Annotated in this window: 19 protein-coding genes; 9 read left to right on the forward strand and 10 right to left on the reverse strand. The window is 48.4% G+C overall.

The features are described from left to right. Positions 1-4: 4 nt before the first annotated feature. On the reverse strand, positions 5-385 hold the full coding sequence (locus tag ACFS7Z_RS23115; RefSeq protein ID WP_377490279.1) for an NADH-quinone oxidoreductase subunit A: 381 nt from the start codon (positions 383-385) through the stop codon (positions 5-7). 208 nt (positions 386-593) lie between these two features. Continuing rightward, on the reverse strand, positions 594-2,228 hold the full coding sequence (gene pruA, locus ACFS7Z_RS23120; RefSeq protein WP_377490282.1) for an L-glutamate gamma-semialdehyde dehydrogenase: 1,635 nt from the start codon (positions 2,226-2,228) through the stop codon (positions 594-596). 480 nt (positions 2,229-2,708) lie between these two features. On the opposite strand from pruA, the gene ACFS7Z_RS23125 reads away from it, so the two are divergent. Beyond that, positions 2,709-2,900 carry a hypothetical protein gene (locus ACFS7Z_RS23125; RefSeq protein ID WP_377490285.1) on the forward strand — a complete coding sequence of 64 codons (192 nt, stop codon included), beginning with the start codon at positions 2,709-2,711 and terminating at the stop codon, positions 2,898-2,900. Positions 2,901-3,080: 180 nt separating this feature from the next. Here ACFS7Z_RS23125 and ACFS7Z_RS23130 read toward each other — a convergent pair whose 3' ends face one another. Together ACFS7Z_RS23130 and ACFS7Z_RS23135 are read right to left on the reverse strand one after the other, a co-directional pair. Then, entirely contained in the window at positions 3,081-3,782 is a 702-nt protein-coding gene (locus ACFS7Z_RS23130) for a YjjG family noncanonical pyrimidine nucleotidase (protein ID WP_377490288.1), read from the reverse strand. Between the two features lie 146 nt (positions 3,783-3,928). Beyond that, positions 3,929-4,315 carry an ArsR/SmtB family transcription factor gene (locus tag ACFS7Z_RS23135; RefSeq protein ID WP_377490291.1) on the reverse strand — a complete coding sequence of 129 codons (387 nt, stop codon included), beginning with the start codon at positions 4,313-4,315 and terminating at the stop codon, positions 3,929-3,931. Positions 4,316-4,430: 115 nt separating this feature from the next. Here ACFS7Z_RS23135 and ACFS7Z_RS23140 point away from each other — a divergent pair, with 115 nt between their 5' ends. Continuing rightward, positions 4,431-5,060, forward strand: a complete 630-nt coding sequence (locus ACFS7Z_RS23140; protein ID WP_377490294.1) for a carboxypeptidase-like regulatory domain-containing protein — start codon at positions 4,431-4,433, stop codon at positions 5,058-5,060. 265 nt (positions 5,061-5,325) lie between these two features. Next, positions 5,326-6,672, forward strand: coding sequence for an NAD(P)/FAD-dependent oxidoreductase (locus ACFS7Z_RS23145; protein ID WP_377490297.1), 1,347 nt, complete (start codon positions 5,326-5,328; stop codon positions 6,670-6,672). An 81-nt stretch (positions 6,673-6,753) separates the two neighbouring features. Here the strand turns inward: ACFS7Z_RS23145 and ACFS7Z_RS23150 are convergent, their stop codons facing one another. Further along, complete coding sequence (locus ACFS7Z_RS23150; protein WP_377490300.1) at positions 6,754-9,090, reverse strand: M1 family metallopeptidase; 2,337 nt, start codon at positions 9,088-9,090, stop codon at positions 6,754-6,756. A gap of 94 nt (positions 9,091-9,184) precedes the next feature. Further along, entirely contained in the window at positions 9,185-9,778 is a 594-nt protein-coding gene (locus ACFS7Z_RS23155) for a HupE/UreJ family protein (RefSeq protein ID WP_377490303.1), read from the reverse strand. A 300-nt stretch (positions 9,779-10,078) separates the two neighbouring features. Here ACFS7Z_RS23155 and ACFS7Z_RS23160 point away from each other — a divergent pair, with 300 nt between their 5' ends. Together ACFS7Z_RS23160 and ACFS7Z_RS23165 are read left to right on the forward strand one after the other, a co-directional pair. After that, positions 10,079-11,317 carry a lactonase family protein gene (locus ACFS7Z_RS23160; protein ID WP_377490306.1) on the forward strand — a complete coding sequence of 413 codons (1,239 nt, stop codon included), beginning with the start codon at positions 10,079-10,081 and terminating at the stop codon, positions 11,315-11,317. Between the two features lie 158 nt (positions 11,318-11,475). After that, the gene (locus tag ACFS7Z_RS23165; RefSeq protein WP_377490309.1) at positions 11,476-12,540 is read left to right on the forward strand and encodes a Gfo/Idh/MocA family protein; all 1,065 of its coding nucleotides are present in this window, start codon (positions 11,476-11,478) and stop codon (positions 12,538-12,540) included. Positions 12,541-12,639: 99 nt separating this feature from the next. On the opposite strand, the gene clpB is transcribed toward ACFS7Z_RS23165, so the two are convergent. The 4 genes from clpB to ACFS7Z_RS23185 all read right to left on the reverse strand — a co-directional run bounded on the left by clpB (position 12,640) and on the right by ACFS7Z_RS23185 (position 17,524). Then, positions 12,640-15,261 (reverse strand): ATP-dependent chaperone ClpB, encoded by a 2,622-nt coding sequence (clpB, locus tag ACFS7Z_RS23170; RefSeq protein WP_377490312.1) that lies wholly within the window; start codon positions 15,259-15,261, stop codon positions 12,640-12,642. A 246-nt stretch (positions 15,262-15,507) separates the two neighbouring features. Further along, positions 15,508-15,888, reverse strand: coding sequence for a GxxExxY protein (locus ACFS7Z_RS23175; protein WP_377490369.1), 381 nt, complete (start codon positions 15,886-15,888; stop codon positions 15,508-15,510). Between the two features lie 121 nt (positions 15,889-16,009). Next, a complete protein-coding gene (gene nfi / locus ACFS7Z_RS23180; protein WP_377490315.1) occupies positions 16,010-16,693 on the reverse strand; it encodes a deoxyribonuclease V in 684 nt (227 codons plus the stop codon). Positions 16,694-16,843: 150 nt separating this feature from the next. Next, complete coding sequence (locus ACFS7Z_RS23185) at positions 16,844-17,524, reverse strand: hypothetical protein (protein ID WP_377490318.1); 681 nt, start codon at positions 17,522-17,524, stop codon at positions 16,844-16,846. 136 nt (positions 17,525-17,660) lie between these two features. On the opposite strand from ACFS7Z_RS23185, the gene ACFS7Z_RS23190 reads away from it, so the two are divergent. From ACFS7Z_RS23190 to ACFS7Z_RS23205, 4 genes are all read left to right on the forward strand, one after another. Beyond that, the gene (locus ACFS7Z_RS23190) at positions 17,661-18,344 is read left to right on the forward strand and encodes a dienelactone hydrolase family protein (RefSeq protein ID WP_377490321.1); all 684 of its coding nucleotides are present in this window, start codon (positions 17,661-17,663) and stop codon (positions 18,342-18,344) included. Between the two features lie 42 nt (positions 18,345-18,386). Next, positions 18,387-19,019, forward strand: a complete 633-nt coding sequence (locus ACFS7Z_RS23195; RefSeq protein WP_377490324.1) for a phosphoribosyltransferase — start codon at positions 18,387-18,389, stop codon at positions 19,017-19,019. A 162-nt stretch (positions 19,020-19,181) separates the two neighbouring features. Next, positions 19,182-20,723, forward strand: a complete 1,542-nt coding sequence (locus tag ACFS7Z_RS23200) for a hypothetical protein (RefSeq protein WP_377490327.1) — start codon at positions 19,182-19,184, stop codon at positions 20,721-20,723. 183 nt (positions 20,724-20,906) lie between these two features. Continuing rightward, positions 20,907-23,135, forward strand: a complete 2,229-nt coding sequence (locus ACFS7Z_RS23205) for an NADP-dependent isocitrate dehydrogenase (RefSeq protein WP_377490330.1) — start codon at positions 20,907-20,909, stop codon at positions 23,133-23,135. Positions 23,136-23,367 lie beyond the last annotated feature (232 nt).

The raw sequence follows: 23,367 nt of genomic DNA on the forward strand, positions 1-23,367 counted from the left end.
ATTCCTATTCCCACTTCAGGATGCCTTTTTTGATCACGTAGAAGAAACCTGCCAGCAGCAGGCCCATAAACACGAGCATCTGCAAAAATCCCTCCATTCCGAAGCTTCTGAAGTTCACCGCCCATGGGTAAAGGAAGATTATCTCCACATCAAAAAGTACAAACAGGATGGCTGTCATGAAGTATTTGTAAGAGATAGGTGTGCGGGCATCGCCAACAGACTCAATACCACTTTCCCAGGCCTTGCCTTTTACTTCACTGTCTCGCTTCGGACCGAGCATGTGCGTCAGCGTAAGCGCAAAAATCACAAAGCCCAGTGCAGCTGCAAACTGAATTATAATCGGAAGATAATCTGACGGTACATACTGATCCACAGCTAATTCCATAATGCGGTAGTCCTTTTTTTAATGAAGAGACAAAATTAGGTATAAATAGCCAACAATCAAAAGCATAAATCTATAGTAGATGATGCAAAAGTTCAGGTGAGCGTACGGCAGCCAAAAGGCTGGCTAACAGTAGCCCCCGTACCTTGAAAACAAAGCGGCCATGCTCCTCTCAGAACATGGCCGCTGTTATAGTTTAAGCTACTAGCGCTTATTTATCGTCTCCCAGGAACGGGTAACGGTAATCTGTCGGGGCATTAAGCGTTTCTTTAATGGAACGGCTTGATACCCAGCGCAACAGGTTCAGCATAGAACCGGCCTTGTCGTTGGTACCGGAGGCGCGTGAGCCACCGAATGGCTGCTGCCCCACCACGGCGCCGGTTGGCTTGTCGTTGATGTAGAAGTTACCGGCTGAATGACTAAGTTTTTTAGAAGCATACTCAATGGTATAGCGGTCTTTGCTGAAGATGGCTCCTGTGAGGGCGTAAGGCGAAGTAGCATTTACCAGCTCCACAGTATCTTCAAAGTTGTCCTCGTCATACACATAGATCGAGATAACCGGCCCGAAAATCTCCTCGCACATGGTTATGTAAGTCGGGTTGTGCGACAGCAGTACAGTTGGCTCAATGAAATAACCTTTTGACTTATCGTAGTTACCACCCGCGATGATCTCCACCTCGTTGCTTTCCTTCGCGTTGTCGATGTACTTCGCTATTTTATCAAAGGACTTCTCGTCGATTACGGCGTTGATGAAGTTAGAGAAGTCTTCCGGAGGCCCCATCTTAAATGACTTCACGTCTTCTACCACGTACTCTCTCACCTCGTCCCAGAGGTTACTCGGAACATAAGCGCGGGAGGCAGCAGAGCATTTCTGGCCCTGGTACTCGAAGGCACCACGTGTAATAGCCGTTGCCAGTCGCTTGGCATCAGCTGTTTTATGAGCAAGTATAAAGTCCTTGCCACCGGTTTCACCCACAATGCGCGGGTAAGCTTTGTACTTGTGTATGTTGTTGCCAATGGTCTTCCAGATATTCTGGAAAACGCCGGTGCTGCCTGTAAAGTGAATTCCGGCAAAGTCAGCGTGATTGAAAATAACATCGCCAGCTACAGGGCCATCTACATACACCAGATTGATTACTCCGTCCGGCAAACCAGCTTCCTGCAGCAGCTCCATGATCATGTGCGCGGCATATATTTGGGTATACGCTGGCTTCCATACCACTACGTTGCCCATCATGGCTACGGAAGTAGGGAGGTTACCTGCAATGGCGGTGAAGTTGAACGGCGTAAGGGCGAACACAAAGCCCTCCAGTGGCCGGTGCTCCATACGATTCCAAACCCCCGGAGACGACTCCGGCTGCATGCGGTAAATATCAGTCGCGAACTGCACGTTAAAGCGCAGAAAGTCTATTAGTTCACAGGCAGAGTCAATCTCAGCCTGGTAAGCATTCTTCGACTGGCCCAGCATGGTTGCTGCGTTCAAACGCGCTCTCCATGGTCCTGCTAAAAGCTCAGCGGCTTTCAGGAAAATGCTGGCGCGGTGTTCCCATGCCATATTAGACCACATGTCGTGAGCGGCAAGGGCGGCATTGATGGCTTGTTCCACATGCGTGGCATCACCTTCGCTAAAGTGCCCCAGAATGTGCTGGTGGTCGTGCGGCTGCACCATCGGCGATTTTTTGTCTGTAAACACTCTGTCACCGCCAATGTACATCGGTACATCCAGCTCTTTTGATTTAAGTTCTTTATAGGTGCGCTGCAGCTCCTCCCTTTCAGGAGAGCCGGGAGCGTAAGATTTTACTGGTTCGTTAACAGGAGTTGGTACTCTAAAGAATCCGGTTGCCATGCGTTTATAATTGTGATTATAAATATGATTAAGGTATTCCTGAAGGTTACGGAAATAATACTGCCTTCTTTACAAATGTAACGGGATTTCCCGGAAAAGTGGCAAACGAACGATCGTTATGCTGCGGAGAACTGCTGTAAGGGTGGTGAATGCGCTATAATACAGGTCTATCAGGCTTTTCGGGATAAGCATAGATTGTATGTATGGCTGTTTCGGACTGCATTGTCCGAAACTAGGCCTGAAGCGGATTTCACAATCAGAGCCATTAGGTATACGAGGATCAAGAAACCTCTGACAGTTGAATTCAGACCAAAAAGTATGAAAGAGTGAGCAGGTGAGCAACAGGAACATCCGAAGCTAAATGACCTCCTTTCAGGTAGATATGCAAAACCTTTGCAGGTGGGGCAACCATCACTGCGCCGTTTCCCGTAAAAGCTTTCCCTGCTTGTTGGGGAAATAGCTTACAGATTAAAATTTAAGATGAATAACAGAGACAGAACATATGCAAAAGTATTGTTGGCATTGGCGATTGGGTTTTCCTTTGCCGCAGAGGTAGCCAACTATACTATCAACGAAAAAGCACCTTTCACAGAAAATCAAACAGAGAAGAAGGAAGTACAGGAAAGGGCAAGCGCAAGCATATACCAGGATAAGATTTCCTTCTGGGAGTAGTAGCGTTGTACGTGCAGACGCTCGCAATAACTGCGCATGCTGCGAGATTTTTGCTCTGCTGTTCTGCTTTTCTCTATGAAGCCAACAGTTTACGGGAGTGATTATAAATAAGAAAGCCCGGTGCTGTACCTGTTAAAGGTTTTGCGCCGGGCTTTCTTATTTTATGTTTTACTGCTATGCCTACAGCATCTCCTTTAACTGGCTTAGGCAGTGTATTTCGTAGGTTGGTTTGAGGGCTCCCTTTTTTTTGATTTTTTCTGGGTTAAAGTACACCTGGTCGATGCCGGCATCGCGGGCTCCCTCAATATCACACTCAAAATTATCGCCTACCATCAGGCACTCTTCTGGCTGCACGTTTATGAGTTCCAGCAGGTGCTCGAACATACGGCGGTCGGGCTTTTTATAGCCGCAGCACTCAGAGGTTACTATCTCCTTGAAATAACCGTGCAATTTGGATGAGGCCATCTTTACATGCTGCGCGTCCTTGAACCCATTTGTGAGAATGTGCAGGCCATACTTTGGCTGCAGGTACTCGAGTACTTCAAAAGTAAAAGGGAACACGGCCGTTTTTGTAGGGCAAAGCTCCATGTAAGCTTCCGAAAGGCCCTGCGGTACTTCATGCGGTTCCAGGCCAAGCCCTGTCAGGGTTTTAACGAAGCGGCTCTCCCGCAACTCTGCCTGCTTTATTCTCCCTTTATTATACATATCCCAGAGGCGTGTGTTCACAAACTTATACTTCTTGTAAAAGGAACTGCTGTCGAACTTGCCAAAGCTGGCTAGTTCAAACTGGTCATATAAAGTATAAAGTGTTTCTTCGGAGTTTTTCTCAAAGTCCCAGAGGGTGTGGTCCAGGTCGAAGAGGATATGCGTATATATTTTCATGTGTAAACTAAATCAGGTAAAAGTAAAACGCGCAGGGGGAACGTATGTTTTGAGAATTGCATTGTTTTGGTGAAAAGCAAGGAGCCAGGCACCTGAACCAATGCAATATATTTTGGTTTATATAGTTATGTTCGGGGCAGGTAAAGCTAAGAGGCTGTCCAGCGGCGGGATTGGAGTTTGTTTACGGCAAGTTCGCGGTTAGAGAAGAGAATCTGGTATACTTCCCCGTCTTTCTGCAGTACGGCGTCGCGCTCCATATAAGCAAATATCTGTTGTAAGAAGTCAGCAGCCTCTTCTTTGACAGCATAAAAAACCCACTGATCTACCTTTCGGGGAGCCACAAGGCCCGCATTACGCAGGTAAGAGAGGTGGCGTGAGGTTTTGGTCTGCGTAAAGTCCAGTACCTGCTCCAGGTCTGATGTGCACATTTCTTTGTTGCGCAGTATCAGGAAAAGGATGCGGATGCGGGATTCGTCGGCGAGGGCTTTTAAAACCTGTTCGCCAAAAGAAAGACTGAAGTGTTTTAGCCTCATAAGCGGGTTAGCGGATAGAACAAAAATAGGTAAAAGCAGCTATTATAAATAATAAATAGTATAATTGTATCAAATGAAGCTTTCTTTATATGCGTCTCTTACCCATGTAAAGCCCATGCGCTGGCTCTTACTGCCACTGTTAGGCCTGTTGTTGCTCTTATGCACAGCCGAGGAGGCAGCAGCGCAGGGGCAGGCACGTCGGGTGGTGCAATTATCCGGCTTTGTAGCCACTGGCGATAGCCTGTATGGTGTAGCGGGTGTTGGGGTATATGTGCCAAACTCCACCCGCGGAACGCAGACAAATGAGTACGGCTTCTTTTCTGTTCCGGTGCTGGCCGGCGACAGTGTGCTCTTCAGCGCCATCGGTTATAAGAAGCAGTACCTCATCATCCCGAAAACCTACAGCAGCCAGAGCTATTCCATTATTATGCAGTTGCAGGAAGACCCGACGGAGCTGCCGATGGTGGATGTGTTTCCGTGGGCAACGGAGCGTGATTTCCGTGAAGCAGTGGCCAATGTAAGGCTTCCGGACGAAGGCCGTGCCATTGCCATGCGTAACCTGGACCCTGAACGGCTCGAGGAACTCTTCAAATCAACGCCTATGGACGGGGCAGGTAACTTCCGTCACGGGATGAACCAACAGCAGCAGTTGCAGCAGAATCGCTATATGTTTCCCACCATCAGCCCCTTTGCCATACCGGCTCTTATCAAGTCTATCATGAACGGCGATTTCAAGCAGAAATAGTCTCTCTTTCGGGCTTTTTTTATCCTCTCCCATAGCTGCCTTAAAAGGAGCACAATGGATTGTTGTTTCTGATCTATACCCGTATTGCGTTTTTGCTGCCCTATGCTTCCCCAACCCTTCAGGCAGTAAAATGGCATACAGGTAACTAAGCCCGGTATGTTTCGTTATTTCCGAGTGTAGCTACATACGTATACTACAGGAGCAGCCTGCAAGCGGCAACAAATCCGTTGCCCCGTGGTTGCCAGATTATCAAAGAAACATATCTATGCTCGAAACAGATCAGTTATCGCTTAATATACCCGATACTACAAAACCCCGTGTTGTCATAATAGGAGGTGGGTTTGGAGGTATTAACCTAGCCAAAAAATTAAAAAGTGAGGATTTTCAGGTGGTAATGTTCGACAGACAGAACTACCACGGTTTCTGGCCACTCCTGTACCAGGTAGCAACAGCCGGGCTTGAGCCGGATTCTATTGCGGAGCCACTGCGTAAGATGTTTGGCAGTGATGAATTTGAAGATTTTCACTTCCGGTTAGTGAAAGTAATCGGCATCAATCCAACTGTCAAAACAGTTTCAACACTAATCGGCGACCTGCCTTACGATTACCTGGTGGTGGCCACCGGCACAAAATCCAACTACTTCGGAAACGATCAGGTTAAGAAATACTCTTTCCCGCTGAAGCAGATACCGGATGCCCTGAACCTGCGCAGCCAGCTTTTGCAGTGCTTTGAGCAGGCCAACATGACCATCAACCCGGAAATCAAGCAGAGCCTGATGAACGTTGTGATTGTAGGTGGTGGCCCTACAGGTGTAGAGTTGGCCGGTGCGTTGGCAGAAATGAGAAAGTACATCCTGCCAACTGATTACCCGGGAATGGACTTCACCAAGATGAATATTTACCTCGTAGAGGGTATGGACAGAGTGCTGCCGCCAATGTCGCCCCAGGCCAGCGCCAAAACGCAGCAGTACCTCGAGGAACTGGGTATAAACATCAAATTAAACACACTGGTAGAGTCTTACGACGGCAACATTGCCACGTTAAAAGGCGGTGACCAGATACGGACGCATACCTTGATATGGGCAGCCGGCGTTTCCGGCGCTTTAGTAGATGGCCTGCCTGCAGAAGCAGTAGAGCGGGGAAGAATACTGGTGAATCAGTATAACCAGGTGTTGGGCTTCCCTGAAATTTTTGCCATTGGCGACATTGCCTTCATGAAAACAGATGAATACCCGAAAGGACACCCGGGAGTAGCGCAACCTGCTATTCAGCAGGGGAAGCTTTTGGCAAAGAACCTTCCAAAATTAATCCGCAATCAGCCACTGGAGCCATTCAAGTACTTCGACAAAGGATCGCTGGCGATTGTAGGCCGAAATCGTGCTGTGGCGGATTTACCAAAGGGCAAGCACCTGAGTGGTTTCCTTGCCTGGATGATTTGGCTGTTTGTGCATATCATGTATCTCGTAGGTTTTAGAAACAAACTGGTAGTGCTTAGCAACTGGCTCTACCGTTTCTTTACCTATGAGCGGGGCACCCGCCTTATTATAAGGCCTTTCGTGCGGAAAGGCGACAGAGTGAAGCGGGAATTTTTTGAAAAGTATAATACAGAGTAGCCTGTACCGGAACCTATAAAAGCAGCAAAGCCGTCAGATATCTGACGGCTTTGCTGCTTTTAATTATAAAGAAGTATCAGCTTACTGAGCAGAGTTGCTGTTCCCGCCGCCGTTTGTGCGGCTTGTGGAGCGCTCACGCTGCATGGTATTAGGCTGCTGCCTGTTTTGCTGCTGATAGATTTCGAAACGGGACGGGGCCATACGGCGCGGATAGCTGTTATCTGACAAGTCTGTGTCTGCTGTCTGCAGGTAAGGGTCCAGTGTAAAGCTTACCACAGGCTTCTCCGTGATAAATACTTTAGTGATCTCGTTGTTATTATAACGCCATATCTCCGCCGGAATGTTTATTACTTCTTCTGAACCGTCCTCATAGTTCATCTTCACAACCAGCGGCATCACGAGCCCTCCTTTGTTCTGGAAACCTACTTCATAAAAGTTAAGTCCTGAGTCCAGTGCTTTTTTCTGTGCCGGAGAAAGGTTCTTCATGAAAGCCTGGTGACGCTGCAGGTCAGCGGCTGTGGTTGCCAATGGGTCATAGTTGTTGTAAAAGTCCTTTAGCTCCGGCTTCTCGTCTACCAGTGTCTTCTGAATGTCCTGCAGGTTGCGCTGCTGCGAAAGCGTTTGTGGTGCTTTGTTTTGCTGCTCACGGCGCTGTGCATTCACAAACTCCGGGTTCTGCGAATCGATGGTAAACCACTTTACATCAGAGATGGCAAGGTCAGTATGATCAGTGGTATAGAACCAGCCTCTCCAGAACCAATCTAAATCTACACCAGAGGCATCTTCCATGGTACGGAAGAAGTCAGCAGGCATCGGGTGCTTAAAGGCCCAGCGCTTCGCATACTCTTTGAAGGCATAGTCGAACAGCTCGCGGCCCATAATGGTCTCGCGTAAAATGTTGAGACCTGTCGCTGGTTTGCCGTAAGCGTTCGGGCCAAACTGCAGCACCGACTCAGAGTTTGTCATAATAGGGGTCTGCGTGTTTTTAGCGCTCTTCATGTACTCCACAATATCCTTCGGCTCACCACGGCGCGACGGATACCCGCGCTCCCACTCCTGCTCCGCCAGGTACTGCATGAAAGTGTTCAGGCCTTCATCCATCCACGTCCACTGGCGCTCATCCGAGTTGATGATCATCGGGAAGAAGTTATGGCCTACTTCATGTATGATAACAGATATCAGACCATACTTGGTGCGCTCAGAATAAGTGCCGTCTTCTTCCGGGCGATAGCCGTTGAAGGAAATCATAGGATATTCCATACCGCCCACAGGACCGTGTACAGAGATGGCCACCGGGTAAGGGTAGTCGATGGTGTGCTTGGAGTATACTTTTAAAGTATGTGCAACAGATTCCGTAGAATACTGCCCCCAAAGTGGATTTCCTTCTTTCGGGTAGTACGACATGGCCATTACGTTCTTGCCGCCCACGTTCGTGTTCATGGCATCCCAGATAAACTTGCGGGAGCTTGCCCATGCAAAGTCGCGCACATTTTTAGCCTCGTATACCCACGTCTTTTTGCCTGTGGCTTTGTTTTTTTCTGCCTGAGTGGCTTCCTCCTGCGTCACAATTACAACTGGCTTGTCGCTTTTGGCGGCCTGTGCCCATCGCTTTTGGTGCGTGGAAGAAAGCACTTGATTCGCATTCTGCAACTCACCGGTACCTGCCACTATATGGTCAGACGGCACCGTGATACTTACTTTATAGTCACCGAAAGGCAGGGCAAATTCACCGCTGCCCAGGAACTGCTTGTGCTGCCAGCCGTTTACGTCGTCATATACAGCCATGCGCGGGAACCACTGTGCAATCTCGTACAGGTAGTTATCGTCTTTCGGGAAGTATTCATACCCGGAGCGGCCACCCAATACTTTCTGGTCGTTTATCTTGTTTTTCCAATCGACATTGAAGGTGAAGCTCTGGTTTGGCTTCAGCGGAGAAGGCAGGTCTACACGCATCATCGTATTATTAATAGTGTGCTTCAGCGCCTTGCCGCTGCGGTCTGTTACTTTGCTGATCTTAAAACCGCCGTCAAACTCCTCGCGCGTCAGGTGCTCTACTGCCTGCACCGACATTTTATCCTGAACAGTGCCTGTTTGGGTCAGGTTGCTCATAGAGTTGGGCTCAAAGATATTCTGGTCCAGTTGCAACCACAGGTATGTCAGTACATCCGGAGAGTTGTTGGTATAGGTGATGGTCTCAGAGCCGGTAAGCGACTGGTTCTTGTCATCCAACTCTACTTTAATGTTATAATCGGCACGCTGCTGCCAGTACTGGTGGCCAGGGGCCCCGGAGGCAGTGCGGTAGGTGTTAGGGGTTGGCAGTTCCTGGCCCAACTGGCCAAATTTGGTGTCCTGCGCCAGCGCCGCTATCGGCCCCGCCACCAAGCCCACCAATGCCAAACCTGCTAAAAGGTTTCTCATGGAAATTGGATATGTTTTTAGGTTAGATTTTTAATATAGGTTATTTTATAAGGAGCATGATACGCTATTAAGTTCAAATATAGTTGTTTAAACCCTAAAATATATTGGTCTCCATCATCAAAACAAGGGCAACGCCCGCTGCGGCACTGGACAGCACCATAATCCAGTCCCGTTTTTTTGCCTTGAAGATGTTCATAACAATTGCACCAATTACAAGCAGTATAGCAACAATGAGTAACTGACCAAGTTCTATACCAATATTAAATGCAAGCAGCTGCTGCCAGATGCTGCCACTGCGCCCCAGCATCGCCCTCAGGAAATTAGAGAAGCCCATACCATGAATCAGACCAAATAACAGCGCCATCAGGTTATGAACAGATAAAATGGCACCCTGTTTGGACGCAGCTCCTTTCAGCTTAAAAAAATTTGTGATGCACGTGATGAGGATGGTGACCGGGATCAGGAACTCAATAAGGGCTGTGTTAAACCGGATGATGTTAAAAGTGGCAAGCGCCAGCGTGATGGAGTGTCCGATGGTGAATGAGGTAACCAGCGCGATTACTTTGCGCCAGTCATTCAGCGTGTAAATGGCACAAAGCGCCAGCAGAAACAGCATGTGGTCGTAAGCCTTGAAATCAAAGATATGATGAAAGCCCAACTCAATATAGGTCGAGAAAACAGAAGACACAGTCCGGAAAAGTAAGATGAAAAAACAAGGTGGCAAATTAGAGCTTTACTCTCTGAGTTGCAACAGCGGAGTGTGTACGAAACATAGCCTGCTGCACAAATGCCTGAAGCAATTCAGCGTTGATGCCGCTTTGCTGCTTCAGATTGTTTTGGGATTTGAATATGCCCTAACAGAATTCCGGAGGTTGTTCTAAGTTTATACCGCAATATTTGTTACTTTGAGCATACGTTGGCATATCATGCCTCTCGCACAAAACCTTTGCCTTCAGCAAAATCAGGACTTAACCAGCAAACCAAGCACATGAATTATTTCCACAGACCTGCACAGCGCAACTTTGTAAAAGTGGCAGCAGTAGGTGTTATAAGTTTAGCAATGACTTTTTCCGCCTGTACTTCTTCAGAATCCGACAGGGTGGAATCGGAAGAAACGACAGCAGGGAATCAAACTGAAAATACAGAGACAGCCATGGTATATGTAGGAACTTATGCTGACCCGGAGAACGAAAGCATCTTTCTTTATAAGTTGAACCCCGAAACCGGCGAGCTAAGCCGTGCGGGTGGTTTTAAAGGCGGTGCAAACCCATCGTTCCTGACCCTAGACGAGCAACGGAACCACCTGTACGCTGTGAATGAAACAACAGAGTTCCAGGGCCAGAAAAGCGGTGCCGTAAGTGCTTTTTCCGTGGATCAGCAGACAGGCAACCTTACGTTTCTGAACCAGGTGGCTTCTAAGGGAGGCGCACCCTGCTACATTTCTATTGGCGACGGAGGTAAAACTGTGCTGGTGGCCAATTATGTTGGTGGTAACGTAGCCGCGTTCCCGATACAGGAAAACGGGCAATTGGCAGAGGCCGCCGATGTGGAACAGCATGAAGGTTCCGGTCCAAACAAAGACCGGCAGGAGGCACCTCATGCCCATTATATGGCTCCCAGCCCCGACAACCGCTACGTTTATGGCGTAGATTTGGGCTTAGATAAGATATACAGTTATCGCCTCGATTCTGGCAGTGGTACCCTGACACCAGCCGAGCCTGCCGTGGCATTTGCCGCCAAGCCGGGTGCTGGTCCGCGTCAGATGGCTTTCCACCCCAATGGGCAGTATGCGTATGTCATCAACGAGCTTAACTCTACTATGACGGCTCTGACCTACGACAGTGGCAATGGTACTCTTTCTGAAGTACAAACCCTCTCCACACTGCCGGCTGATCATGAGGGAGAGAATCACCCGGCTGCTGTCAGAATATCCCCTGATGGAAAGTACCTCTATGGCTCCAACCGCGGGCACAACAGCATTGTCGTTTATCAAATTGATGAAAGTACCGGAAAGCTGACGTTTATAGAAACCGTTCCGACAGGAGGTGATTGGCCCCGTGATTTCACCATCGACCTGACGGGGAATTTGCTGCTGGTAGCAAACGAGCGCTCCAACAACATCGTCTCTTTTAAAATAGACAAAGCCACGGGAAAGCTAACCCCTACAGGCCATGAGGCAGAGGTGCACAAGCCGGTAAACGTACACGTGGTGCCTGACTTTCAGTAGTTACTATAGAAGCCAAAGCTAAAAAATCAAAAAAGCGTCAGCCGTAATGGTTGACGCTTTTTTGATTCAGATACTATCGTTTAGGGCTTAGCAAAGAAACACTGCACCCTATAGAAACAAAATCCGTCATAAGTAGAGGTATTGGAGGAACGTAAGTTATGGTATATAAGAACAATTACTCAGCTAAGTTAAAACAGCCGCTTAAAGTGGCTTTGGCAGGTTTAAGCCACGACCATGTGGAAGGGGCGCTGGAACGCCTTGCACAGGAGGATGTGCTGGTAATAGGTATTGCAGAAGGTAACGAAGAGTTGGTGCAGCGCTACCGGAGGAGCTATCAGCTACCGGAGTCACTGTTTTATAAAGACCTGCCTACGCTCCTGGAGTATGAAAAGCCTGATGTGGTAATGGCCTATAATGCCATAGCAGAACATGGAGCGGTAGTAGAAGCCTGTGCGCCTTTAGGAGTGCATGTGATGGTGGAAAAGCCTTTGGCTACCACTGTAAAAGATGCAGCGCGTATGGCAGAGCTTGCGCGCAGGCACCGCATACACCTGCTCACAAATTATGAAACCACCTGGTACCCAAGCAACCAGGAAGTGTGCATCATGGTGCGCCATCGTATAGCGGTAGGGGAAATCCGGAAGATGGTAGTGCATGATGGCAACATCGGACCAAAGGAACTCGGCTGTTCCAAAGAGTTCTTGGGTTGGCTTACAGACCCGGAAAAAAATGGCGGAGGTGCTATAACAGACTTTGGCTGCTATGGTGCCAACCTGATGACGTGGCTGATGCAGGGGCAGGAACCATTGGCTGTTACAGCCGTTACCCGCCAATTGAAGCCGGAGGTTTACCCCATCGTAGATGACGATGCGACCATTATCCTGGAGTACCCGCAGGCGACTGGTGTCATAGAAGCCTCCTGGAACTGGCCTTACAATATAAAGGACCTTGAAGTCTATGGACAGACTGGTTACCTGCAGGCGGTAAACAGCGATACCCTACGCTCAAAGAAAGAAGCTGATGAAGATTATAAAATAGACAAAATAGAGCCCCTGGCTGCTCCTTACCAGGATTATGTGTCTTACTTTGCTGCCGTGGTGAGAGGTGAAATCAAACCAGAGCAGGACTTGTCTTCCCTGGAAAATAACCTGACGGTGGTGAAGATTCTGGAAGCCGCAAGGGAATCGGCCCGGAAGGGGAAAAGGGTGGTGTTAAAGATTTAGTCTGCCACCAGTTATGCTGTCGCGAAACTTACGGCAGAAAAAAACGGCCACCCAAGCGGGTGGCCGTTTTACAGCTAAACTCTAAACTTATACTTCTACTTATTCTCCCGTAGGAATCTCCACGTCCACATTCACGAAACGAATCTTGCCGTCCTCCAGCGTAGCTTCCACCACTGAATCTTTGCTAATCTTGCCAGCCAGGATATCTTTGGAAAGCTCGTTCAGTATCTGGCGCTGCAGCACACGCTTCAGCGGACGGGCACCAAACTGCGGGTCGAAGCCTTGCTCGCCCAGGTAATCCAGCACCTCGTCGGTGGCTATCAGTTGAATACCTGTCTCTTCCAATCGATCCTGTATGTGCCCGAATTGAATAGTCACAATCTTGCGGATGTCGCCACGACTCAGCGGACGGAACATCACTAACTCATCGATGCGGTTCAGGAACTCCGGTCTTACCGACTTCTTCAGCAGGTCGAACACTTCATCTTTGGTGCGTTCAATCACCTCGTCGTGGTTAAACTCATCCATCGTCTCAAAATTGCTCTGGATAATGTGCGAACCAATATTCGAGGTCATGATGATAATGGTGTTCTTGAAGTTCACCACGCGGCCTTTGCTGTCTGTTAAACGACCATCGTCCAATACCTGCAGCAGGATGTTGAACACGTCCGGGTGCGCTTTCTCAATCTCGTCGAGCAGCACCACAGAGTATGGCTTACGGCGGATGGCCTCAGTTAGCTGCCCACCTTCATCGTAACCTATGTATCCCGGAGGCGCACCGATTAATCTGCTCACCGCATGGCGCTCCTGGTACTCACTCATGTCGATACGCACCATGGCATTGTCGTCGTTGAAGAGGTAATCAGCCAGTGCCTTTGCCAGCTCGGTTTTACCCACACCCGTTGTACCCAGGAAGATGAACGAACCAATCGGGCGCTTGGGATCCTGCATACCGGCCCGGCTTCGGCGCACAGCATCAGAAATTGCCTCTATGGCTTCTTCCTGGCCAGCTACACGTTTACCCAATTCCTGCTCCAGATTGAGGAGTTTCTCGCGGTCGCTCTGCAGCATTTTACTTACCGGAATGCCTGTCCATTTGGCTACTATCTCGGCAATGTCCTCGGCATTCACCTCTTCCTTCAGCATTGGGTTTTCGCCCTGCATCTCGCGCACCTGCTCCTGCAACTGCTTCAGTTTGGCTTCAGCCTCCTGAATTTTGCCATAGCGCAACTCTGCTACGCGGCCATAATCGCCTGCTCGCTCCGCCTGCTCGGCTTCCAGTTTATACTGCTCAATATTTTCCTTCTCTTTCTGCAGCCCCTCAATGATCTGCTTTTCGTTCTGCCACTTGGCTTTCAAATCATCGCGCTTGCCACTTAAGTCAGCAATCTCTTTGGAGAGCACTGTCTCTTTATCCTTATCGTTTTCACGACGAATAGCCTCGCGCTCAATTTCCAGCTGCATGATGCGGCGCTGAATCTCATCCAACTCTACAGGCAGAGAGTCAATCTCGATGCGCAGTTTCGCAGCCGCCTCGTCCATCAGGTCAATGGCCTTATCTGGTAAAAAGCGGTCGGAGATATAGCGGTTAGATAGCTCCACAGAGGCAATGATCGCGTCATCTTTGATGCGCACGCCGTGGTGAAGTTCATACTTGTCTTTGATACCGCGAAGAATAGAGATGGCATCCGGCACATTTGGTTCGTCTACCATTACCGCCTGGAAGCGTCGCTCCAACGCTTTATCCTTCTCAATATATTTCTGATACTCTTTCAGGGTAGTCGCACCAATGGCATGTAGTTCACCACGTGCCAAAGCTGGCTTCAGCAGGTTTGCTGCGTCCATGGCACTGTCGCCACCGGCACCGGCACCAATCAGTGTATGAATCTCGTCGATGAAGAGCACAATCTCACCTTCGGCGTCAATCACTTCTTTGATTACCGCTTTCAGGCGCTCCTCAAATTCACCTTTATACTTGGCACCTGCCACCAGCAGGCCCATGTCCAGGCTCATCAGCGTCTTCGACTTCAGGTTTTCTGGTACGTCGCCCGCCACAATACGCTGTGCCAGGCCTTCCACGATGGCGGTTTTACCCACACCAGGTTCACCCAGCAATACCGGGTTATTCTTGGTACGGCGACTCAGGATTTGCAGCACCCGACGGATTTCTTCGTCACGGCCAATCACCGGGTCAATTTTACCGGCACGTGCCAGTTCGTTCAAGTCTTTGGCGTAACGCTTCAGCGAGTTGTACTTTGCTTCGGCGTTCTGGTCTGTTACCTTGGCACCACCGCGCAATTCTTTGATGGCCTTTTTGAGGTCCTTCTCATTAAAGCCAACATCCTTCAGCAGGCCAGCAACCTTGTCGCGGCCAGCCAGCAGGCCCAGCAGCATGTGCTCAATAGCGACATACTCATCACCAAACTCCTTCAGGTAAGAAGTAGCCTTTTGTAAAGCAGCCGCTGCATCGTTGGCAAGATACGGGCCACCACCGCCTGTTACTTTTGGGTAACCGGCTACAATTTCGTCTAGTTTACTGTTGAGAATATTGCTGTTTACATTTAGCTTCTGCAACAGGAAGTTTGTCACATTCTCATCTGTGGCGAGAATCGCTTTAAATATATGCCCAGTCTCAATAGCCTGCTGCTGATTGCCGCCTGCTATTTCAGTGGCCTTTTGTATGGCCTCCTGCGCTTTGATGGTATAGTTATTAAAGTTCATGTCTTCGTCTGTTTTCCTTTGGTTGTACTTACAATCGCTATACAATCAATTTACGCTCCAATGGTATTTTAGGGAGGATATTATGTAATTATGTCATGATTTTGGTAAGTGTTTTGTGGGTTTTGAGACAGAATGGCAGGAGAATTGTCTGAATCAGGATTTTCAGGATTAGAGGATTTCCAGGATGATGTAACTCATCAATATGTATAAAATTTTTTAAGTTCATGGGAATGCTAATTTTAAGCACTACAGGTTTATGTATTTGCTGTTATTTATCTTCTTGTATTGGAGGCTGCTTGCTCCGAAGTTGATGAGTAGGCCGAGTGGGAGATTATAGGCAGCCACATAATTCTTAGCTTGTGCTAAATGAACATCTTCTAACATAATCAATGCCTTTAGTTCTACTACAATGTTATTTTCAACTATAAAATCTGCTCTGCGGCTTCCTACTACTGTGTCCTTATAAAAGATGATTTGCTCCTTTTCACGCTCAAATCCTAATCCATCAAGTTCCATCTCGATTGCCAGACATCGCTGATAAATAACTTCTTGAAATCCATTTCCAAGCGTATTGTGGACTTTCATGGCACACCCGATTACTTTATAAGTTATATCATTTAACCGGATTAATTTTTATACGGTGACGCTCCTGCAAATACTAAACTTGAAGAGTAGGTACATACAAAATCATAGCTGTAACTCATAACTATAGTAATCCTGAAAATCCTCTAATCCTGAAAATCCTGATTCAGACATCCTTCTTAAACACCGCAGCATAATGGTCCGCCAGCCGTGTAGGTTCCGGCAGTTTATGCTTTAAAGCACAAGTCATGGCTATCTCAGTAGCAGAGGCCAAATCCATCAGGTGACCCGGCGATACAAAAACGGGTTTGACTCTGTCTTTTGTGCGGAGCACGTTGGCGATCACTTCATCTTTATAAACTAAGGGAGACAAAGAACCTTTGGTGACAGCAGGCTCTGTATACTTGCCGACCAGTACTTTTTTGGCGACGCCCATGGTGGGTTTGTTCAGGTGCAGCCCCAGGTGCGTGGCGATTCCCAGTTTGCGCGGGTGCGATATGCCGTGTCCGTCTACCATTATCAGGTCGGGCTTTTGCTGCAGCTTCTCATAAGCTTTCAGCAGGTTGGGCGCTTCTCTGAAAGCCAGGAAACCTGGTATATACGGCAACTCCACCGGCCCGTGGTGCCATACTTTTTCCACTACCTCCAACTCAGGGTACGTCAGTAGCACAAAAACAGATAGGATGCTGTCCTCGCCGATAAAGGAGGAGTCGCAGCCGGCAATCAGCGTCAGGTTAGAATCCGGCTTCTGTAGTACCACGCGCTGCTGCATCTCGTTCTGCTGTGCTGTGAGTTGCTTTAAAATAATTGGGTCGGGTGGGGGAGCGTCAAAACTTCTGTAGTAGGCCATCTTTTAATTATGAATAACTGAATAATTGACTTTTGAATGAGTAGTTTAGCGAACGTTAAAGGATCTGCTACTTTTGACTTGAAGGATTCGCTTACACTTTTCGTACGTGTTTTCTATTCAATTATTCAAACGTCAGTCATTCAAAATTGATTAAGCACTGCAGGGCATGCGGAGGTCTGCGAAGAGCAGGCGCCACCTTTCACCATCATGGGCAAAGTGGAAACGGAAGTAGCTGCGGGTATGCAACACTGTTTTCTGTACCTGCTGCTGCATCTGCTGCACGTGTTTCTCCTGTTCGTCTTCTAAACTCGCATACTTCCACATGTCACTTGTCTTAAAATCAGTGGTGTTTTTATAGAAGCAGCCATCTGCTGCGAAGCCTGTTCGGCCCCTATCCATCCAGGCACAGTTGAACTCCGGGAACTCCTGCCGCTCCTGCAAAGAGCACTCCTGCATTTGGTCCCTTATAGAAGTGAAAGGCTGATCCTGGTAACTGCGCTGCACCTGCTGTATGTTACTGAAATGGGTGTATGCCGGCACAGCGCCCGGTTGTTCTATCAGCCAAAACCCATGCTGAGGCGAAATGAACTGGTTCAGCCCTACTGTGTCTCCGGCCTGCAGCGCTTTGAAAAAGTGTTCAAAAGCGACCTCAAAACTTATCGTGTCGGAGCCGGGGGTGTTCTCCTTGCGCTGTGGCTCCTCCTGCACAGCCTCCAGAGAATCGATACCGCTGCTGCTCAGGGTTCCTGAGCCATCAGCGCCCTTCTGTTCGGAGGTGCACGCACTGTATAAGGCAGATAAGAGGAGGAGGCAAGGTATGAAATATCGCATAACAAGCGGTTTAGCTATACTGATTACGGCAGAAGGCTGGTAAGGAGTTGTGCCGCCTGAACTTTGGAGGGAAGAGGTCGTACCTTCATAATAGGCTTTGGTAACAGAGCCGCTGTCTGAACTATACGAATAAGCTATGGCAAACTATATAATGAATGAGAGTGTGCGAATTGATATGCCGGATGCGGCGCTGATAGGAGACCTTGCTATTCCGGGAGAAGCGAAAGGGCTTGTGGTTTTCGCCCATGGAAGTGGCAGTAGCCGCCTCAGCAAGCGAAACCGTTTTGTGGCGGAACACCTGCAAAAGTCTGGATTTGGCACCCTGTTGTTTGACTTGCTTACTCCTGAAGAAGATGAGGAAGGGAAAAAGAAGTTTGATATTCCGCTTTTGACCCAGCGTTTGATTGAGACAACCTACTGGCTTCAGAAAGACCCACGCACGAGCGAATACAACTATGCCTACTTTGGGGCCAGCACAGGTGCGGCAGCGGCCCTGGGTGCCGCTGCCGCTTTAGGCGGAGATATTATCAAGTGCGTGGTGAGCAGGGGTGGCCGGCCGGACTTAGCAGACACAGCACTGCCGGATGTCCAGTCTCCTACTTTGCTCATAGTAGGCGGAAAGGATGAAAACGTGCTGGAAATGAACATCCAGGCAAACAACCAACTTCTGGGAATTAAAGATGTGGAAATAGTACCGGATGCCACCCACCTTTTCGAAGAACCGGGCGCATTAGAGATGGCGGCCCAACTTGCCACTGACTGGTTCCGAAAGTACCTCGCACCTCAAAAGCAACAGCCTCTGCGCCAGAACCAACCGTAGGGCAGGCAATGTTATCATTGTTGAACAACACAATGCATGACTATGAACTCAGAGCGGATACGAAACAGGAAAGAAGCTGCGCTGCTGCTGGCAGAACGGCTGGAGAAGTATAGGGGAGAACAGGGCGTTGTGCTGGCCATTCCACGGGGCGGAGTGCCAGTGGCTGCCCCCATCGCCAAGCACCTGGGTATGCCACTTGAGGTGACGCTTTCCAAAAAAATCGGACACCCGTCTAACCCTGAATTTGCCATAGGTTCTGTCAGTTTGGGCAGTGTGGCCGTGGATGAAAGGGCAGAAGTGCCAACAGCCTATGTTGAGGCCGAAGTAACCCGGATACGGGAGAACCTGCGCCACAAGTATAGCCTTTATATGGGCAACCGGGAACACGTACCCCTGAAGGACCGCGTAGTAATCATCGTGGATGACGGTGTGGCTACCGGCAAAACGCTGATGGCAACCATAGAGCTGGTTAAAAAAGAGGCTCCGCGTAAAATAGTAGTAGCTGTGCCTGTCGCATCGCCCTCTGCCTATGACCAAATAGATAGTATGGTAGATGAGGTGATATGCCTGTTGGTGCCCCCCTACTTTCAGGCAGTAGGTCAGTTCTACGACGAGTTCTCCCAAATAAGCGATGAGTTGGTGATAAAGCTGCTGCAGGAGCAGGAGAATTCCTGACATGGCTTCCCGATAAAGAATACTACTCCATTGGCTTATATATTTAGCAAGGCACAGCTGTACAAAACAGCCCGGATAAGCTAATAGCAAAAAAATATTTTATAGATTAGCCTTCGGGTTAGCTGTTAGCTCTCTCTTTCCCCTGTTGTTGCAAACCGACGCATGCTCCCTTTTTATTCTAAGTTCAAAAACCTCTGCCAGACACGGGTTACTGGTTTAGGATTAAGTATTTTCCGGATTTTCTTCAGCATCATCCTGATAGTAGAAGTGGCAAAAGTGTTTTATTTCCGCCACCTGTACTTCGATCCGATACCGTATATCGTAGAGTCGGAAATCAGCTTTTCATTGGTGCTGCTTGGCTGGATTGGTGTACTGTTCTTTCTGCTAATTGGCTTTCTACCTAAGACTGCGGCCATCATCAATTATGTGCTGGTGCTGGTTTTCTTCTCTTCTTTTACCACAATCAAGTATCATTTTGATGCTGCCTTAGTTGGAGTCAGCTTTCTTCTAATCATACTACCCATTGCCAGCACATGGTCCGTGGACAGCTTTCTGTATAGAGTGCAGCACCCACAGGAGAGTGAGCAGAAGGTGCGGAGAGTCTACTATTTCTTGCCTGTTCTGCTGGTGCTCTGCCTCCAATACCTGGACTCTTTTTTCCATAAAGCGGCATCCGCTATGTGGCTGAAAGGACTTGGGATATGGTTGCCTGCATCCCTGCCAAACCAAGTTTATTCATCCCACTTTTGGCTGCTAAACCAGAAGGAGATTATAATTGGGCTGGGTTACCTGGTGATGCTATTCGAGGTGCTGTTTATCTTCCTGCTTCCGTTCCGGAAAATCAGGCCGTGGCTCGCTTTGACGGGAGTATGTATGCATCTGGGAATTGCTTTCACCTTTCCTATACCCTCCTTCGGCCTCACCTTTGCCGGAGTATATATGCTTCTACTGCCTCATTCCTTTTGGTCTGGAATCAAATTAACAAATAGAATAAGACGTGCCGGTAATGCTACCAATTTCGACAGGCTTTCGTGGTTAAAGTCCATATTGGTTCTCTATCCTGCACAGCGGCAGTTACAACAAGAGGAGATGGGCTATAGCTACAAACAGCGAGAGCAGGTAAAAGTGAAACTGTTGTACTGCTTCACCTTTTACCTCGTGCTCGCCCAACTAATCAAACTGTTACATGCTCCCCTGATCGTCAATGTCAGCAACTACGCAGGGTTGTCAACGCTCCGCAACTATATGGCGAAGGCCTTCCTTCCTCTGGAAGTTATAAATTCAAAAGTATTGGGTGTAACAGAAAACCTGATTTACACTGGCTTTGAAGAAGGTAGCTACAGTATATTGTCTGTTGAATACATTGGGCCAGACAAGGGGACGGTTTGGCTACCTATCATCGACAGGCAAGGAAAAGCGTCTGCTTATTCCTTTGGCAGGATGTTTACAAAATGGTCTCGTACTATTGGTGCTTACCCCGAAGATACTGCTCAGGTAAAGGACGGGGTAGTGCGGTTCACCGCGTTCTGGGCTGCAAAGCACAAAGTATCACTACAGGATGCTACCTTCAGATTGCTGGCTAAAGAGGCAACTGTACAGTTCAACTGGGAAAGAGATTATCTGCGGAAACAGATAGATAATCCATGGCATGAAGTAGGGAAACTAGTATGGCAGAACAATAAACCCCAGCTATTGCTGCACTAATTTAGGTGAGAGGCTGCCAAATTATTCTCGTTCAAGATGGCTTTTAATATAAAGCAGGAAAGCGGTTTCTCCATTAGCCTATTTCAAAAAGACTCTTATATTTGCTATTATAACTTATTTGCTACTATAACCTGTACTTACTTCCCGCGTTGGTGATAATATAGATAAAACTAAAAGAACAAGATGACGACAAAAACAGCTAAGATAGTTTATACCATAACCGATGAAGCGCCAGCACTGGCAACACGCTCCTTCTTACCTATCGTGGAAACCTTTACCAAGGCCGCTGGCATCGATGTGGAAACAAGAGACATCTCACTTGCCGGGCGTATTCTCGCTACTTTTCCTGATAAACTAACTGAGGACCAGAAGCAAAATGATGACCTGGCTTACCTGGGCGATGTAGCGAAAACCCCGGAAGCAAACATTATTAAATTGCCTAACATCAGTGCTTCAGTACCGCAGCTAACGGCTGCCATAAAAGAGCTTCAGGCACAGGGCTACAATATTCCTGACTACCCGTCAGAGCCGAAAGATGAGGCTGAAAAAGAAATAAGGGCCCGCTATGCCAGGATTCTCGGTAGCGCTGTAAACCCGGTCCTGAGAGAAGGTAACTCAGACCGCAGAGTGGCAGAGGCTGTAAAGCAATACGCGAAGCAGAACCCACACTCCATGGGCGAGTGGAGTTCTGATTCCAAAACGCACGTGGCGCATATGGACGGCGGCGACTTTTATGGCAGTGAGAAGTCTGTTGTTGTAGAAAAGGCCGGTGACGTTAAAATAGAATTCGTTGCTGCCGACGGAAGCACCAGAACGCTGAAAGAGAAGGTAACCCTGCAGGAAGGTGAAGTAATAGATTCTGCTGTGATGAGCAGAAGTGCCCTGCGTTCATTCCTGGAAGAAGCGATAGAAGACGCTAAAAACAACGACGTGCTCCTGTCTCTTCACTTAAAGGCAACCATGATGAAAGTATCGGATCCTATTATGTTTGGGCATGCCGTTACCGTTTTCTTCAAAGATGTATTTGCAAAGCATGCCGACACCTTCAGGGAAATTGGAGTGAATCCTAACAATGGTCTGGGTGATGTATATGCAAAAATAAAGAACCTGCCTGACGAAAAGAGAACAGAGATAGAAGCCGACCTGAAGGCCGCTTATGAAAAAGGCCCTAAGCTGGCGATGGTTAATTCCGATAAGGGCATCACTAACCTGCACGTGCCAAGCGATGTGATTATTGACGCCTCTATGCCGGCGGCAATCCGTTCCTCCGGAAAGATGTGGGGACCTGATAGCAAACTGCATGACACAAAAGCCATTATACCGGACCGTAGCTATGCAGGTATTTACCAGGAGGTAATCAACTTCCATAAAGAGAATGGCGCTTTTGATGTAACTACCATGGGTACCGTTCCGAATATCGGCCTGATGGCGCAGAAAGCAGAAGAGTACGGCTCGCACGATAAAACGTTTGAGATGACGGAAAGTGGTGCCGTGCGGGTGGTAGATGCTTCCGGCAATACCCTGATGGAGCAGAAAGTAGAAGAAGGGGATATCTTCAGAATGACGCAGACAAAAGACCTGCCGATCCAGGACTGGGTGAAACTGGCTGTGACAAGAGCAAGAGTTACCAACACACCTGCTATCTTCTGGTTGGACCCGAACAGAGCACACGATGCCAACCTGATAAAGAAAGTAAACCGCTACCTGCAGGACCATGATACAAATGGGCTTGAAATACAGATTATGTCTCCGGTAGAGGCAATGCGTTATACCTTAGAGCGTGCCAAAGCGGGTAAAGACACTATATCTGTAACTGGTAACGTATTGCGCGACTACCTCACTGACCTGTTCCCTATTATAGAGTTAGGTACCAGTGCCAAAATGCTTTCCATTGTTCCGTTGCTGGACGGCGGTGGCTTGTTCGAGACAGGTGCGGGCGGTTCTGCACCGAAGCACGTGGAGCAGTTCATGGAAGAGAACTACCTGCGCTGGGATTCACTGGGTGAGTTCTTAGCCCTAGCTGTATCGCTGGAGGATCTGGCGTACAAGACGGACAATGAAAAGGCTAAAGTGTTGGCAGAAGCCTTGAATAAAGCGAACGCTGAGTTCTTGGAGAAGGACAAATCACCAACACGTAAAGTGGGTGGAATAGATAACCGTGGCAGCCATTTCTACCTGGCGCTTTACTGGGCAGAGGCACTGGCAGAGCAATCGAAAGACAAGGAACTACAGGAAAGATTTTCCAAACTGGCGAAGGAGCTGGGTGAGAACGAAGAGAAGATTGTAAGCGAGTTAAACGCTGTGCAGGGCCAGCCTGTGGAACTGGGAGGCTACTTTCACCCGGATACCGACAAAGCTGTGAAAGCCATGCGTCCAAGCGAAACACTTAACAGTGCATTAGCTGATTTCTAAGAGAACTATAGTTTAAATGAAAGGCTGCCTGATTTATTTTAGGCAGCCTTTTATCATAATATATAGCTGGTGCGAACTTGTACCTCCCGCCATTGTTGGTGTTTTCACCAAAAACAAAACGCACAGCCGCTGCAGTTGAATTGTTGGTGAAAACACCAACAATGGCAGAATGGCTGATCAACATCCCCTTGCAAGGCAAAAGAAAAGGTCTCCTTAGCAAGGAGACCTTTTC

Origin of the sequence: Pontibacter toksunensis (assembly GCF_042686245.1) — a bacterium.
Taxonomy (GTDB): domain Bacteria; phylum Bacteroidota; class Bacteroidia; order Cytophagales; family Hymenobacteraceae; genus Pontibacter; species Pontibacter toksunensis.

Coding starts and splice junctions, on each gene's coding strand:
- ACFS7Z_RS23115 (WP_377490279.1), bottom strand. CDS start 385: ATGGAATTAGCTGTGGATCAGTATGTACCGTCAGATTATCTTCCGATT.
- ACFS7Z_RS23205 (WP_377490330.1), top strand. CDS start 20,907: ATGACGACAAAAACAGCTAAGATAGTTTATACCATAACCGATGAAGCG.
- ACFS7Z_RS23140 (WP_377490294.1), top strand. CDS start 4,431: ATGCGCTGGCTCTTACTGCCACTGTTAGGCCTGTTGTTGCTCTTATGC.
- ACFS7Z_RS23125 (WP_377490285.1), top strand. CDS start 2,709: ATGAATAACAGAGACAGAACATATGCAAAAGTATTGTTGGCATTGGCG.
- ACFS7Z_RS23160 (WP_377490306.1), top strand. CDS start 10,079: ATGAATTATTTCCACAGACCTGCACAGCGCAACTTTGTAAAAGTGGCA.
- ACFS7Z_RS23145 (WP_377490297.1), top strand. CDS start 5,326: ATGCTCGAAACAGATCAGTTATCGCTTAATATACCCGATACTACAAAA.
- ACFS7Z_RS23195 (WP_377490324.1), top strand. CDS start 18,387: ATGAACTCAGAGCGGATACGAAACAGGAAAGAAGCTGCGCTGCTGCTG.
- ACFS7Z_RS23130 (WP_377490288.1), bottom strand. CDS start 3,782: ATGAAAATATATACGCATATCCTCTTCGACCTGGACCACACCCTCTGG.
- clpB (WP_377490312.1), bottom strand. CDS start 15,261: ATGAACTTTAATAACTATACCATCAAAGCGCAGGAGGCCATACAAAAG.
- ACFS7Z_RS23200 (WP_377490327.1), top strand. CDS start 19,182: ATGCTCCCTTTTTATTCTAAGTTCAAAAACCTCTGCCAGACACGGGTT.
- pruA (WP_377490282.1), bottom strand. CDS start 2,228: ATGGCAACCGGATTCTTTAGAGTACCAACTCCTGTTAACGAACCAGTA.
- ACFS7Z_RS23185 (WP_377490318.1), bottom strand. CDS start 17,524: ATGCGATATTTCATACCTTGCCTCCTCCTCTTATCTGCCTTATACAGT.
- ACFS7Z_RS23165 (WP_377490309.1), top strand. CDS start 11,476: ATGGTATATAAGAACAATTACTCAGCTAAGTTAAAACAGCCGCTTAAA.
- ACFS7Z_RS23150 (WP_377490300.1), bottom strand. CDS start 9,090: ATGAGAAACCTTTTAGCAGGTTTGGCATTGGTGGGCTTGGTGGCGGGG.
- nfi (WP_377490315.1), bottom strand. CDS start 16,693: ATGGCCTACTACAGAAGTTTTGACGCTCCCCCACCCGACCCAATTATT.
- ACFS7Z_RS23190 (WP_377490321.1), top strand. CDS start 17,661: ATGGCAAACTATATAATGAATGAGAGTGTGCGAATTGATATGCCGGAT.
- ACFS7Z_RS23135 (WP_377490291.1), bottom strand. CDS start 4,315: ATGAGGCTAAAACACTTCAGTCTTTCTTTTGGCGAACAGGTTTTAAAA.